Annotated in this window: 12 protein-coding genes; 5 read left to right on the plus strand and 7 right to left on the minus strand. The window is 66.9% G+C overall.

Annotation, left to right across the window (positions count from 1 at the left end):
* Positions 1-57 precede the first annotated feature (57 nt).
* A complete protein-coding gene (gene pdeM, locus ACVMB1_RS37475) occupies positions 58-729 on the plus strand; it encodes a ligase-associated DNA damage response endonuclease PdeM (protein ID WP_076832388.1) in 672 nt (223 codons plus the stop codon).
* Between the two features lie 199 nt (positions 730-928).
* Here the strand turns inward: pdeM and ACVMB1_RS37480 are convergent, their stop codons facing one another.
* Positions 929-1,792, minus strand: coding sequence for a LysR family transcriptional regulator (locus ACVMB1_RS37480; RefSeq protein ID WP_076832845.1), 864 nt, complete (start codon positions 1,790-1,792; stop codon positions 929-931).
* A gap of 98 nt (positions 1,793-1,890) precedes the next feature.
* Here ACVMB1_RS37480 and ACVMB1_RS37485 point away from each other — a divergent pair, with 98 nt between their 5' ends.
* From ACVMB1_RS37485 to ACVMB1_RS37495, 3 genes are read left to right on the plus strand one after another with little or no spacing between them, the layout of a single operon-like run.
* A complete protein-coding gene (locus tag ACVMB1_RS37485; RefSeq protein WP_076832385.1) occupies positions 1,891-2,817 on the plus strand; it encodes a DMT family transporter in 927 nt (308 codons plus the stop codon).
* Positions 2,814-3,578 (plus strand): MBL fold metallo-hydrolase, encoded by a 765-nt coding sequence (locus tag ACVMB1_RS37490; RefSeq protein WP_076832382.1) that lies wholly within the window; start codon positions 2,814-2,816, stop codon positions 3,576-3,578. The genes ACVMB1_RS37485 and ACVMB1_RS37490 overlap by 4 nt, the downstream gene beginning before the upstream one ends.
* A 57-nt stretch (positions 3,579-3,635) precedes the next feature.
* A complete protein-coding gene (locus ACVMB1_RS37495; RefSeq protein WP_076832379.1) occupies positions 3,636-4,967 on the plus strand; it encodes an NRAMP family divalent metal transporter in 1,332 nt (443 codons plus the stop codon).
* A 14-nt stretch (positions 4,968-4,981) separates the two neighbouring features.
* Here the strand turns inward: ACVMB1_RS37495 and ACVMB1_RS37500 are convergent, their stop codons facing one another.
* On the minus strand, positions 4,982-5,473 hold the full coding sequence (locus ACVMB1_RS37500) for an Lrp/AsnC family transcriptional regulator (RefSeq protein ID WP_076832842.1): 492 nt from the start codon (positions 5,471-5,473) through the stop codon (positions 4,982-4,984).
* A 147-nt stretch (positions 5,474-5,620) separates the two neighbouring features.
* On the opposite strand from ACVMB1_RS37500, the gene ACVMB1_RS37505 reads away from it, so the two are divergent.
* Positions 5,621-6,931 carry an aspartate aminotransferase family protein gene (locus tag ACVMB1_RS37505; RefSeq protein ID WP_076832840.1) on the plus strand — a complete coding sequence of 437 codons (1,311 nt, stop codon included), beginning with the start codon at positions 5,621-5,623 and terminating at the stop codon, positions 6,929-6,931.
* A 1-nt stretch (position 6,932) separates the two neighbouring features.
* Here the strand turns inward: ACVMB1_RS37505 and ACVMB1_RS37510 are convergent, their stop codons facing one another.
* The 5 genes from ACVMB1_RS37510 to ACVMB1_RS37530 form a co-directional block, all read right to left on the minus strand.
* Positions 6,933-7,715, minus strand: a complete 783-nt coding sequence (locus ACVMB1_RS37510; protein ID WP_076832376.1) for a TIGR02186 family protein — start codon at positions 7,713-7,715, stop codon at positions 6,933-6,935.
* The gene (locus ACVMB1_RS37515) at positions 7,712-8,641 is read right to left on the minus strand and encodes a sulfite exporter TauE/SafE family protein (protein WP_076832838.1); all 930 of its coding nucleotides are present in this window, start codon (positions 8,639-8,641) and stop codon (positions 7,712-7,714) included. Before ACVMB1_RS37515 ends, ACVMB1_RS37510 begins: the two co-directional genes overlap by 4 nt.
* A gap of 265 nt (positions 8,642-8,906) precedes the next feature.
* A complete protein-coding gene (locus ACVMB1_RS37520; protein ID WP_076832373.1) occupies positions 8,907-9,749 on the minus strand; it encodes a COG3904 family protein in 843 nt (280 codons plus the stop codon).
* Positions 9,750-9,864: 115 nt separating this feature from the next.
* Positions 9,865-13,422, minus strand: coding sequence for an SEL1-like repeat protein (locus tag ACVMB1_RS37525; protein WP_076832371.1), 3,558 nt, complete (start codon positions 13,420-13,422; stop codon positions 9,865-9,867).
* Positions 13,423-13,790: 368 nt separating this feature from the next.
* Complete coding sequence (locus ACVMB1_RS37530) at positions 13,791-14,378, minus strand: PadR family transcriptional regulator (RefSeq protein WP_057016062.1); 588 nt, start codon at positions 14,376-14,378, stop codon at positions 13,791-13,793.
* Positions 14,379-14,381 lie beyond the last annotated feature (3 nt).

Here is a 14,381-nt window from a genome sequence, read left to right on the forward strand (position 1 = left end):
TACTCTGGGGAACAGGACGTGACGGCAAGCGCGCTAGCTTTGCGAGACGGTGACGACATGCGCGTTTCGAGGGTCACGGTGGCGGATGTCGGCTTCGTGGCGGATTTCTCCGGCGCGCTGTTCTGGGAAGCGCAGCGCCTGCTCGTGGTCTCCGACCTGCATCTGGAAAAAGGCTCGAGCTTCGCCAGCCGCGGCGTGCTGCTGCCGCCCTACGACACGGTCGCGACACTGAGCCGGCTCGCTGCTGTCATCGCGCGGCACGATCCGCGGCAGGTGATCGCGCTCGGCGACAGCTTTCACGATCGCGATGCGCATGAACGCCTGTCGAATCCGGACCGCGAGGCGCTCGCGGCGTTGCAGCTGCGGCGCAACTGGATCTGGATCTCGGGCAATCACGATCCGGCGCTGCCGTCCGATCTCGGCGGCGTGGTCGCGACCGAAGTCGCGATCGGTCCGATCGTGTTCCGCCATGAGCCGACCGGCGCCGCCGGCGAGATCGCCGGACACCTGCACCCCAAGGCGCGGGTGCCGACCCGCGGCCGCTCGATCGAGCGCCGCTGCTTCGCCTGTGACGGCGAGCGCGCGGTGATGCCGGCGTTCGGCGCCTACACCGGCGGCTTGAGCATCCGCGACGCCGCGTTCACACGGATTTTCGGATCGCCCGGCTTCATGGCCCATGTGCTCGGCGACAACCGCGTCCACGCGTTCGTGGCGTCGCGGTGTTATTAGCGATCGCCGACCAGCTTATTCCAAGCTGCCATCATTCTCGGTGTCGTCCCGGGCAAGCGAAGCGCGACCCGGGACCCATAACCACCGATCGTCGTTGTTGTGCGACGATTGGGCCACAGCTTGCTTCAGCAACACAGCCCTGTGGTTATGGGTCCCTGATTTCGCAGGGACGACAGCAGAGATTGTTGCGCGACCTCGCCTAAGCCGCCTTCGCCTGCACGCTCTCGCAATACTCCGCGAGCCGATCCGCCAGCCGCAATGTCGCCGGGCTGGCCTCGGGGGCGGCGACGAGGGCGACCTCGGTGCGGTCGATCGGCGCAAAGCCGTCCTTTGCGGTCAGCACGCGATGCTCGGGCTGGATCGACATCTCAGACAAAATGCTGAGCCCGAGGCCCGCGGCGACCGCGGCCTGGATGCCGGCGAGGCTGGAGGAGGTGTAGGCCATGTGCCAGTTGCGGCCGGCGCTCTCCAGCGCATGGATGGCGCGGGCGCGGTAGAGACAGCCCGAGGCGAAACCGATCAGCGGAACCGAGCCGGCCGTCGTATCGCGCGGGTGGCCCTTGCTGGTGACCCAGTGCACCCGTTCAGGCCAGACCGCGATGCCGCCCTTCTCATTGGCGGCGCGCTTGATCAGCGCCAGATCGAGATCGCCGCGTTCGAGATCGCGGTACAGGAACAGGCTCTGCCCGGAGCGCACATCGAGCCGCAGATTCGGATGGCTGCGCGCGAAGGTGGCGAGCAGCTTTGTCAGCCGGTAGGCGGCAAAATCCTCGGTGATGCCGATCCGGATCGCGCCTTCGCTGCCGGGGCGCGAGAGCACGTCACGGGCCTCTTCGGCGAGCGACAATAGCCGCCGCGCATAGGTCAACAGCCGCTCGCCGGCTTCCGTCGGGGTGACGTCCTTGCCGCTGCGGATCAACAGCGGCTGGCCGACATCCTCCTCCAGGCGCTTGATCTGCTGGCTCACCGTCGACTGCGTGCGGTGGACGCGCTCTCCGGCGCGGGTGAAGCCGCCGGCATCGACCACCGAGACGAAACTGCGCAACAGCTCCAGGTCGAGCATCGCAGCCTCCATTTATAAATCCACTGCATGCCAGTTTATCATTTAATTTCCAAATATCAAGGCGCGGGCCTAGATCATGGCCGAAGGAGAATTCGCCCATGTCCGCCGCAACCTCGATGGCCGCCCCGCGCGCCCGCTTCAACACCCTGCCGCTGCTGATCGCCCTGTTCTGCCTGCTCTGGAGCTACGCGTTCGTGGCCGGCAAGATCGGCGTCACCGACTGCCCGCCGCTGATCCTGCTCGCCGCGCGGTTTTCGCTCGCCGGGGTCTTGATCCTCGCCATCTCCTGGCTGCGCCGCGACCAATGGGATCTCGCCTGGCGCGATGCGGCGGTGTTCGCCGTGCTCGGCGTCGCCAACAACGCGCTCTATCTCGGCCTCGGCTATACCGGCCTGAAGACGGTCTCCGCCGGACTTGGCGCGCTGATCGTCTCGGCCAATCCGGTGTTCACCGCCATGCTGGCAGCGCTGTTCCTCGGCGAGAGCATGACCTTGCGCAAGGTGATTGGTCTCGTGCTCGGCATCGTCGGCGTCGCCTTCATCGTCTGGCATCGCATGTCGGTCGGATCGGACAGCCCGCATGGCATCCTGTTCACGCTGGCCTCGCTCGCCTCGATCGTCGCCGGCACCGTGCTGTTCAAGCTGCTGGCGCCGAAGGGCAGCCTGTGGATCGGCAACGGCATCCAGAACATCGCCGGCGGCCTTGCGGTGATGCCGTTTGCCTTCACGCTCTCCAGCGTCAGCGACATCGTGCCCAGCATGCGGCTTGCCGGCGCCTTCGCCTTCCTCGTACTCGGCGGCTCGATCCTTGCCTATCTGCTCTGGTTTCATCTCCTGAAAGTGTGTGGTGCGACCGCCGCAAGCGCCTATCACTTCCTGATGCCGCCGCTCGGCATGCTGTTCGCCTATTTCGTGCTCGGCGAGCATGTCGAATTTCGCGACCTGCTCGGGATCGTTCCGGTGGCGCTCGGCATTTACCTGGTGACCCGCCCCGCAGCCGCCGCGGCCAACAGGAGTATGACGTGAGCATCACCATCACGCTGATCGGAGGTCCTACCGCCCTGATCGAGATCGACGGGTTCCGCCTGCTCACCGATCCGACCTTTGATGCGCCCGGCGAGTATCAATTGCCGCATGTGAAACTGGAGAAGCTGACGGGTCCCGCGCTCGGCGCGCGCGATGTCGGCGCGATCGATGCGGTGCTGCTGAGCCACGACCAGCATTCCGACAATCTCGATCATTCCGGCCGGGATTTTCTTAAAGGCGCGAAGCGTGTGCTGACGACGGAGGCCGGCGCCGGGCGGCTCGGCGGCAACGCCGAGGGCTTTGCGCCCTGGGCAAGGACCACACTGACGAAAGGCGGTAGGACGCTCACCATCACTGCGACGCCGGCGCGGCACGGGCCGGCGGGGATCGAGCCATTGTCCGGCGACGTCATCGGTTTCGTGGTCGAGCCGGCGAAGCCCGGCCGTCCGGTCTATGTCAGCGGCGACACCACCTGGTTCGACGGCGTCGCCGAGGTCGCGCGGCGCTTCGACTGCGGCGTGGTGCTGCCGTTCGCAGGCGCGGCGCAAACCCGCGGCCCCTTCCATCTCACCATGGACACCAATGACGCGATCGAAACCGCGCACGCCTTTGCGGACGCGGTGATCGTGCCGGTTCATACCGACGGCTGGGCGCATTTCCGGCAAAGCGCGAACGACCTGCGCGCGAGCTTCGATACGCTCGGCTTCGGCCGCCGTCTACGCATCCTCGAGCCCGGCGTCGCCACGGTCATCGAGCCGTAGGTTCGCCTCAGGAACCTTGCCGGTATCCGGCTCGTTGTCAGACGGCTGGAACCGGACATGACGCGGCAAGGGACGATCCCACCACACGACAAACATGACGATGCGCCGGCGGCGAAGCCTCGGCGCCAGCCGTTCAGTTTCAGCCGTGTCCTGAAGACGCTCGGACCCGGGCTGATCACCGGCGCTTCCGACGACGACCCTTCGGGGATCGGCACCTACAGCCAGGCCGGCGCGCAACTCGGCTACGGCATTGGCTGGACCATGCTGCTGACGTTTCCGCTGATGAGCGCGATCCAGGAGATCTCGGCGCGGGTCGGCCGCGTCACCGGGCATGGCATCGCGGGCAATGTATGCCGGCATTATCCAGGCTGGCTGCTCGCCGTCGTGGTGACGCTGCTGTCGATGGCCAACACCATCAATATCGCGGCCGACCTCTCGGCCATGGCCGATGCCACAAAGCTTCTGATCGGCGGTCCGGCCATTCTCTATGTGGTGCTGTTCGGCGTGACCTCGGTGGCCGCGCAGATCTTCATGAACTACCGGCGCTACGTCACGATCCTGAAATGGCTGACGCTCAGCCTGTTCGCCTATGTCGCGGCGCTCGCCTTTGCCAAGGTGTCGTGGATGGAGGCCCTGGCCGGCGTGCTGCTGCCGCGCATCAGCTGGAGCGCCGACTATTTCACGACCATCGTTGCGATCCTCGGCACCACGATCTCGCCCTATCTGTTCTTCTGGCAGGCCTCGCAGGAGGCGGAGGAGCAGCGGGTCGACGCCACCAAGCATCCGCTGATCGAACGGCATTACGGCGCCCAGCACGAATTCTCGCGCATCCGCGCCGATACCATCACCGGCATGGCGTTTTCGAACCTGATCGCATTGTCGATCATCGTCACCGCCGCCGCATCGCTGCACGCCACCGGCAAGACCGACATCCAGACCTCGGCGCAGGCCGCCGAGGCGCTGCGCCCGATCGCCGGGCCGTTTGCCGAGGTGATCTTCGCGCTCGGCATCGTCGGCACCGGCCTTCTGGCGATTCCGGTGCTCGCGGGTGCGACGGCTTATGCGGTCGGCGAGGGCCGGCGATGGCGGGTCGGGCTGACGCGCAGGCCGAAGGAGGCGATCGCGTTCTATTCGGTGCTGGCGCTGTCGGGCGGCATCGGCATCGCGCTCAACTTCACGCCGATCGATCCGATCGCGGCGTTGTACTGGAGTGCGGTCGTCAACGGCGTGCTCGCGGTGCCCGTGATGGTGCTGCTGATGTTCATGGCCCGCCGCCGGGACGTCATGGACCGCTTTGTGGTCCGCGGATGGCTGTACTGGCTCGGCTGGCTCTCGACCGGCGCGATGGCGCTCAGCGTGATCGCGATGGGGATCGGCTTCCTGCTGTAGCTTGTTCGAACTCCTCAACCCTCGCCGAACAGCGAGCTATCGATCTTGGTCGTCGATTTGACCTTTCGCAGGATGATCGTCGTGCGGTAGCTCGCGACGTCGCTATCCGGATGCATAAGGCGGTCGAGGATGAAGGATTGATAGCGCGCGAGGTCCGAGGACACGATCCGTAGCGAGTAATCCCAATCGCCGGCAATCATGCAACATTCGACGACCTCCGGAAGGTCGATTACCTTCCGCTCGAAGCGCGTGAAGGATTCCCTGTTCTGTTGCTTGAGACGGACCTCGACGATCACGTCGAATCCGAGTCTAACCCGCGTCGGGTCCACCAGCGCCACATAGGAATTGATGACGCCGGCCTCTTCGAGCGTGCGGACGCGTCGCAGGCAGGGGGCGGACGAGAGGCCGATCCGCTCGGCCAGCTCGAGATTCGTGATGCGCCCCTCGACCTGCAGCACGTCGAGGATTTTTCGGTCGATCTCGTCAATCACGATCGCGGTTCCCATTTCTTTCGCATTCTCCATCTTTTGCGCAATTGTTTGCAGAAGAAGGGCTGAAATGCATCTCAAATCGCAATGTCATTGCCCTCGCGCGCGCATAAGATGTGGTGCGAGGGTTCTTTGATCGCTGCAACCGAGCAGCAAGGAGCGGGCATGGCCGGAAATGACGACAAATCCTTTTGGGATCGCGCGCGGCGGCACCTCATTCGCTATGGCGGGACGTTCGCTCCCGTCATCATCGAGCGCGCCTCCGGGTCCTTCGTCTATGACGCCGACGGCCGGGCCATCCTGGATTTCACGTCCGGGCAGATGAGCGCCGTGCTCGGTCACGGTCACCCGGAGATCGTCCAGACCATCAGCGAGCATGCCGAACGGCTCGACCATCTCTTCAGCGGCATGCTGACGCGCCCGGTCGTCGCGCTGGCCGAGCAGCTCGCGGGCCTGCTGCCGCCGGGGCTTGATCGCGTCATGCTGCTGAGCACCGGCGGCGAGTCGAATGAAGCTGCGATCAAGATGGCCAAGCTCGCCACCGGCGGCTTCGAGACCGTCGCGTTCGCACAGTCCTGGCACGGAATGACGTCTGGCGCGGCCGGAACGACCTATTCGGCCGGCCGCAAAGGCTATGGTCCGGCGCCGGTCGGCTCGCTCGCGATCCCGACGCCGAACCCCTATCGCCCGCGCTTCGGCAACGCGGCCGACTGGCGGGCCGAGCTGGCCTACGCCTTCGATCTGATCGATCGCCAATCGACCGGCTCGCTTGCCTGCATGATCGCCGAGCCGATCCTCAGCTCCGGCGGGCTGATCGATCTGCCTGAAGGCTACCTTGCTGAGTTGAAGGAGCTGTGCCGGGCACGCGGCATGCTGCTGATCATCGACGAGGCGCAGACCGGCCTCGGCAGAACCGGCGCCATGTTCGCTTTCGAGCGCGACGGCGTCGTGCCTGATATCCTGACCTTGTCGAAGACGCTCGGTGCCGGGCTGCCTCTGGCTGCGGTCATCACCACCGGCGAGATCGAAGAGCGGTGTCACGAACGCGGTTTCCTGTTCTACACGACGCATGTGTCGGACCCGATGCCGGCCGCGGTCGGGCTGAAGGTCATCGAGATCATCCTTCGCGACAGATTGGTCGAGCGCGCCAGGATAGCGGGCGCGCGGCTGAGGGACGGGCTCCTCGCACTTCAGAACCGGTTCGAATGCATCGGTGACGTGCGCGGCAGGGGGCTGATGCAGGGCATCGAGATCGTGCGCGACCGTTACAGCAAGGAGCCTGACGAAGCGCTCGGAACGCGTGTCTCTCAGCGCTGCATGCAGCTTGGACTGAGCACCAACATCGTTCAGTTGCCCGGCATGGGCAGCGTATTCCGCATTGCACCGCCGCTGACGATCAGCGACGACGAGATCGATCTTGGCCTCTCGATCCTCAGCGACGCGTTCGAAAGCGCATTGCAAAGCAGGGCTGGCTAGATCAATCCTTGCGGAACATGATCGAGGCCATCCAGCCGGTCATCAGCGCCATGAACGCGGTGATCAGGCCGTAGACAAGGCCGTTATGCCGCGCGGTGGTGGCGACGAATTGCTCGAAGCCGACCTTGACGATCTCGAACGCGGTCTCGGCCTTGGTCACCAGCGCGCCGTCGGAAAACAGCTTGATCTCGACATTATAGGTGCCGATCGGCACCTCCGCCGGCAGCGGAATGCCGGTGCGGAACAGGGTCGGGGTCAGGAAGGTCACCGCCGAGGTCGCCTCACGGTACAGCCCGTGCTCGGAGCGCAGCCGCACGAAGGCGCTGCGGAACGGGTCGTTTGGCACCACGTCGGCATAGTCGGGCCCGACCCGCTGCATCAGCAGCACGTTGTTGAGCCCGAGCTGCTGCCGCCGCTGCACCTCGGGCGAGGCGATCTGGTCGAACGGGCGATTCGAGAACAGCGCGAGATAGCCCGGCACCTGCAGGAATTGGCGCGAGTCGGTGTTGATCCAGATGCCGAATTTGCGCTCCTTGCGCCGCGTCACCATGTCGGCGCGCGGGCCGGACACCGTGACGACGAGATCGTAATTGTTGCGATTGGCCGGCGTCTTGTCGTCCTTCTCGACCGAGCCGAACAGCACGAGCTCGCCGCCGGAATAGTTCGGCGTCACTGTGACGCGGTGGTTGGAGACCGACACGATCAGCCGCTCGGCATGAGCGGGCGCGGCCGCCAGGCTGGCGGCGGCGAGACCGATGATCGCGAGCGCCGCGCGCAGCCTCATGGCGGGGCTCCGCCGGTTTCGCGGATGCTGTAGAGGTCCTGCGGCCGGATCACCAGCTCCACCGCAAAGCGGATGCCGACCGCGAGCACCAGCAGGCCGAGCAGCAGGCGCAGATGCTCGCCGCGGATCTTCTGGCCGGCGCGGGCGCCGAACTGCGCGCCGGTGACGCCGCCGACCATCAGGATCAGCGCCAGCACGGCGTCGACCAGATGGTTGGTCACCGCGTGCAGCATGGTTGCGAACACCATGGTGACGAGGGTGAGCACCATCGAGGTGCCGATCACGGTCGAGGTCGGCACCCGCAGCACATAGATCATCAGCGGCACCAGGATGAAGCCGCCGCCGATTCCCATCACCGCGCCGATGAAGCCGATCGCGAGTCCGACCACGACGACCGGGATGACGGAGAGATAGATCTTGGAGCGCTTGAAGCGCAGCTTCAGGGGCAGGCCGTGGATCCAGCCATGGCTGCCGGGCTTGCGCAGCGCGATCGGACCGCCGCGGCGGACGCGCAGCATCGCGCGCAAACCTTCCCAGAACATCAGCCCGCCGACCGTCGTCAGCAGGATGACGTAGGACAGCGCAATCATCAGGTCGAGCTGGCCGAGCGAGCGCAGGAAGGTGAAGGTCCACACCCCGAACGTGGTGCCGAGAGTGCCTCCGACCAGGAGCACCGCCGCCAGCAGCGGATCGATCGCGCGTCTGCGCCAATAGGAAATGGCACCGGAGAACGAGGAGGCCGCGATGTGGCTGGCGACGGAGGCAACCGCGACCGCGGGCGCGATGCCGACGAAGATCAGCAGCGGCGTCATCAGGAAGCCGCCGCCTATGCCGAACATGCCGGAGACGAATCCAACCGCCGCACCCATCGCCAGGATGAGGAAGACATTGACCGGAATGTCGGCGATCGGGAGATAGAGCTGCACGCGCGTCGCTTCTTGTCGGTTCGCCGCGAACTCGGCACAAGGCCGCATCACGGCGTGATGTCGTTCTGGTCGGGCATTCTCCGGCTGAACGAATCCGGTCGGCGCGCAGGACGCAGGCGAACGCGGGTCGATTGCCGCGTTCTTGCATAACTGAAATCGGCGGGGGGAGGGACTAAAGAATCCGCTCCCGGGGGCATTTTTCGCCGCACCTGGCCGCCGTCTGCGGACGTGGTTGATAATTCAGATTAATGACGCCGGTGTCGCCTCACGGTCGATCGACCGGCTTGGTGATCAGGTTCAGCGCGAGCGCTTCTTTCGGGTTCAGCCAGCGGATATCGGAGGTTTGCGACATCGCCTCGACGATCCCGGAAGAGACGCCCATCTTGGTCACGTAGCCCAGCACCATGCCCTGGATGCGTTGGGCCTCGGCGAGGGGATCGCTGACGGGCGTGCTCGTCGTGAAGCGATGCACGCCGAGCCGCGAGCCCGCGATGCCATAGCGGGTCTGGCCGCCGGCATAGACCAGGACGCAAGCGCTGGCGCAGGACGCGGGGCGTAGCTTGCCCGAGGCATCTGATGTGGCGACCGCGGTGACGAGCCCGCGCGTGCGGATGACCTCGCCCATGATCGCGGCCTGGTTCAGCGCGCCGCCCGGCGACGACAGCAGCACGACGTCGCCCGGTGCGAGACGCGCCTCGCTGAGCCGGTCGCGGAACCAGCTCGCGCTGGCCGAGCCGATCTTGCCGCTGATCGCAAGCGCCCGCCGGCCGCGGCCCGATCCGTCGATGTCGACGTCGGGAATCACCGCGGACGTCATGCTGGCCGCGATGTAGGTCTCGCGCCAGAAATCCCAGGCGCCCGGCGTCGACAGGTCCCGGTAAGCCTGGATGGCGACGCTCGACAGCAGCAGCACGAAGATGATGATGGACCAGAGCGAGAACCGGAACGCGCGGGGCGGCGATGCCACGTTCCCTTGCGGCGTCGGCGGAGGCGAGGCCGAAGGGCGCGGAGCGAATGGAGACGGCGCCTGCCGCGGCGGCGCAACGCGGGGACCGGTCGGCGACGAACGGTGGCCCGTTCCATCATCCTGGCGATCGTCGACAGACAAGCCTGACCCTCCGGAACGCGCGCCCCGACGGCGCGGAACTGCGCGCCTGTCTACACGGCCGAAGGCCTGAGGTATAGGACAGCGGCGCCGTCAGGGCGCCGCAGCCGTCTCGAACCTAGTGAGCTGGAGCGGCGAGCGCCGCGGTCCGCTTCGAGGGCTGCTTGACCGGCTTCGCCGCGGCGGGCTGCGCGGCCGCGCCGTCCCAGCCGCCGGCGGGCGCCGGCACGTTGACCGCATCGCTCGGCTGCGGCTCGGCGGTGAAGGTCTGGATCGCCAGCTTCGCTGCGGCCAGCGACTGCGGGTCGAGCCGCTTGGCAATATCGTCGCGCTTGTGGCCGGCGTCGGCGTCGCCCTGCGCGGCCGCGAGGCTGAACCACTTGAAGGACTCGGCGAGGTTCTGTTCGACACCGATGCCGCGGGCATAGAGGATGCCGAGATTGACCTGGCTGTCGGCAACGCCGCGATCGGCCGCCTTGCGGAACCATTGCGCGGCGCTCTTGTAGTCGGCGCCCTTGCCGCCGCCATCGGCGTCGAGCACGGCGAGATTGTGCATCGCCTTGGCGTTGCCGCGCTCGGCGGCCTGCACGTAGTAGCGTCGTGCCACATCGAAGTCGCGCTTCACGCTGAGGCCCTTCTCGTAGAAGGTGCCGAGCCGGAACATCGCGGGCACCACGCCGGCCTGCGCTGCGCGGGCATACCATTTGGCGGCTTCGTCGACATTGGTGGTCACGCCCTTGCCCTCGGCAAAGCGGACGCCGACTTCATAGGCCGCGGCCGCATCGCCCTTGATCGCGGCGCTGCGCAGCGCCGGACCACCGATCGCATCGGGCAGCTTCTCGCCCGCCGGGATCTGGACCATGGCGAGCTTGCCGCCGAGCGGCGGCGCGGTCGGAATCGTGCCGGTGACGTCGTTGGCGGCGGCTGTTGGCGCCGCGGTCGGCTCAGGCGCGACGGCGGGTGCGGGCGCGATTGCCGGTGGGATCGTCACCTGCGCGCTGTCGAGCGTGTTCGGCGCCGGAGTATTGTTGGACTGGCGGCCGAGCGGGGTCGGCGAGGTCATCGACGGCCCGGGCACTGACGGTCCGGGTCCGCCGGACGGCGCAGCCGGGGCGGGCGCGAAGGAATTCTCGGCAGGCGGCTGCATGGGCGGCGTGGCCGGCTCGCTGTGCTCGATCGTCGGCACCTGCGGCGCGGAGCTGGTGTCGAGCAGGTTCATCGCCATCTTGGCGGTCGAGAGCAGGATCACGACCACGCTCGCGCCGACCAGCAGCGAACGGATCTTGGAGGTGATGGTCGAAGGCTGCGCCTCCGGCGCGCCAGTCGCCGTCGCGCCGGCCGCGGCCGTGCCGGCCTTGGCGGCAGCCGCCTTCGCGGCCTTGTCGGCCTTCTCCTTGGCCTTGGCTGCAGCCTTGCTCGCGGCGCGCGCCGCCTTCTCGTTGACGGGTTGCGCGGCAGCGGCCTGCGCGGCGCGGCGTGCGGCGGCGATGAAGCTCGATGTCGAGACCGGCTCCTTCTTGCCGGCGGGAAGATCAGAGATCGCGCGCTCGGAATCCGCGATCCGCTCCGACGGCGAAGCGCCGCGGCCGGAGGGGCGTGTACCCGGTTCGAGCGGATGATCCGGTGGCAGGTCCGGCGCGATCGCGGCGCGTGCGGACGCCGCATGCGGCTCGAGGATCTCGCTGATCGCACGCGGCGGCAGCGGCGGCGGCGGCGCGCTCTCGACCGGCTGCGCGGCATGGAATTCGCGCGGCGCGGACATGAAGTGCTCCTGCGCCAGCGCAGGATTGGGCAATTCGGGCCTGTACGATTCAGGCTTGTACGCTTCAGCTTTGGGCTGCGCGACCGGCTGCGACATCGCCGCGCGCGGCATTTCCATCCGCGGAGCTTCCATCCGCGGTTCGGCCGGCGCGGGAGCAGGCGGCGCGGTGCGCACCGTACGCAGATCGTTCTCGATCATCGCGAGACGATCGACGACATGGCCGAGCGTGTTGTGAACGGTCTCCAGCGAATCCTGGGTGCGGCGGTCGGTCTCCGACTGGCTGAAGCGGATGTCGGACAGCTCGCGCTTCACCATGTCGACGATGCCGCTGTCCATCATCGGCTGCGGCGAGGAGGTGTTGACGTTGCGGGCGGCGTCGGCGAGCGAGGCGATGTGGGCGTGCTGCGCCTCGAGGTGCCGCATGATGTCATGCAGCGCTTCCTCGACCCGGCCGAGATTGCCGGAGCGCTGGTCGGCGGACTCCAGGCGCTCGAGCAGATACGAGACGCGCTGCTCGAGATGGGTGAATGCCGACGAACTGTCGTTGCCGACCTGCAGACGGTCGATCCGCTCCGACAGCGAGCGCAGGGCGCCTTCGATGGCATCGGTGTTGTCGTAGCCGGCCGGCCGCTCGCGGGTCTCCAGCGTCGAGGCCAATGCGGCAATGCGCTGCTCGATCCCGGCGAAGGCATCGCCATGGGTCTCGGCGCGCGACATCTGCGACAGCTGGTCGACCTTCGCGGCCAGCGCATGCACGTCCCCGGAGAGCTGCAGCAGCGCGTCGTTGGAGGCGACGTTGGAGACGATGGCGCGCAGCGCGGCGATCGCGCTCTCGAGCTGATGCACCGTCGACGGATCGTCGTTGGCGCGCAGGATCATGTCGAGCTTGGCGCCGAGATTGCGGATTGCCTCGTCGTAGCCGGTGAGCTGCTCGGCGGGCGTGAGCGTGCGCAGCGACTCGCGGATCTCCGACAGCGCGCGTTCGATGCCGGCGATCGCCTGGCCCTGGCCGTTGCGGCCCTCCTGGCGGAGCTCGTCGATCCGGTGATGCAGCGAGCGGATCTCGTTCTCGATCGACTCGATCGCCCGGCGCGGCATCGCCTCGGTGATCGCCTGGCGGATTTCCGCAAGCTCGCCGCGGAAGGCCGCGATCGACTGTTCAATATGGTCGGGCCGCTGCAGCGCCTCGATCTGGCTCGTGATCTTGAGCAGCTGACGCTCGAGCGAGGAGAAGTCGGGCCCGGCAGGCGGCGGTGGCGCATAGGCGGCCATCGGCGGCGCCGATTGCGGCATCGGCGGCGCGCCGCGCGGCGGCATCTGGCGTTGCGCTGATACGTCGAGCTCGTTCTGGCGCGCGGCGATCTCCGCGATCGCGAAATCGAACGAGGCCGGGCTCAGTGGCGGCGAGGGGCGATAGACCTGGGCTGCGGCGCGCTCGACCGCCTCCGCCTGGCGCAGCCTCTCCTCCAGTTGCCGGTCATGCATCTGCGGCTCGCGCTGCATCTGCGACTCACGCATCGGCTGTGGCTGCGGCTCGCGCGCCGGCTGCGGCCGCGAAATTTGCGACAGCCGGGCATCGAGGCGCGAAATCGCGTCGTTCAGCTGTCGCGCGACGGCGGGCTGGCCGCGCGGCACTTCGGCGCGCACCGCTTCGGCGCGCGTCAGAGGCTTTGCAATCTGTTCGATCTGCCGGGTGATGGCGTCGAGCCGCTGGTGGATATCGGCGACCTCGCGGCTTTCCCGGCTCGGCATCGGCTGCCGTTGCTCCATGCGCCAATCCGGCGGGCTCGGTTCACCGACGGTGGAGTTGAGCCAGTCGTTCAGCGACATGCCGGCGCGGCGCGCAGCCGCCTCGGCCCTGTCGCGGACGGAGGGATCGATGCCGTCAACACTCCACGATACGCGCGAATTCATGATTCCGTCCGGTCCCGACTCCGGCGCTACACCCTGCGCCCGCAGCCTCCCCGCGCATTCCCGTTAAGAGACAATCGAATTCTGCGCCGGGCGTCTGCCTCAGCTGCTGACTTTTTCCCGTCACGGTAAATAACGGGTTAAGGAATGCGCCCGACGGGCGCTAAAGTTAGGGAATCCGGGAACCTGTTGCGCCGGATCAGGACAGCGACTTGCGTCGCCGCCAAGCTTCTCCTTCCCCCTAAAAGGGGGAAGGTCGGGATGGGGGTTTGCCGCAGGCGACGCTGTATGTGGAGAGCGATGATCCCCACCCGCTTTGCTCTGCGAGAAAAGCGACCTCCCCTTTTCAAGGGGAGGTTGGAGATTTGTTTCTAGCCGTTGCTTTCGCGCTTGCCGTCGTCGAGCGGCAGCACGTTGCTGCGGCCGGACATCGCCGAGAGCGCGTCGAGCGCCTCCTCGCACCATTCCACCACCATGCGCTCATGGCGCATGCCGAGGCGCAGGCTGAGCATCTTGCCGACATCGGCCGGCGGCGCGGTGCCGTCGGGAAAGCGCTTGTTGAGCAGGCGCTCGTAGCGCTCATAGCGATCGCGATGATGCTCCAGCCGCGCCATCAGGTCGTTGCGCAGCGGCTCGATGTCGACGCAGTCGAGCGCATAGAGCCGGACCAGAAGGTCGTCCTTGATCGAGGGCGGCACGCTCGGGCGCGCTGCCCAGTGCTTCAGTGCCGCGCGGCCTTCGGCGGTCAGGGTATAGACCAGCTTGTTGGGCTTGCCGGACTGCACCACCTCGCGGCCCTGGACGTGCCCCTTGTCGCGCAGCCGCGAGAGCTCCCGGTAGATCTGCTGATGGTCGGCCTTCCAGAAGAAGCCGATCGACGCATCGAACGTCTTGGCGAGCTCATAGCCCGTCATCGGACGTTCCGTGAGGCAGGCAAGGATTGCGTCACCGAGTGCCAACGC

The sequence above is a fragment of the Bradyrhizobium sp. USDA 4504 genome (assembly GCF_054063995.1).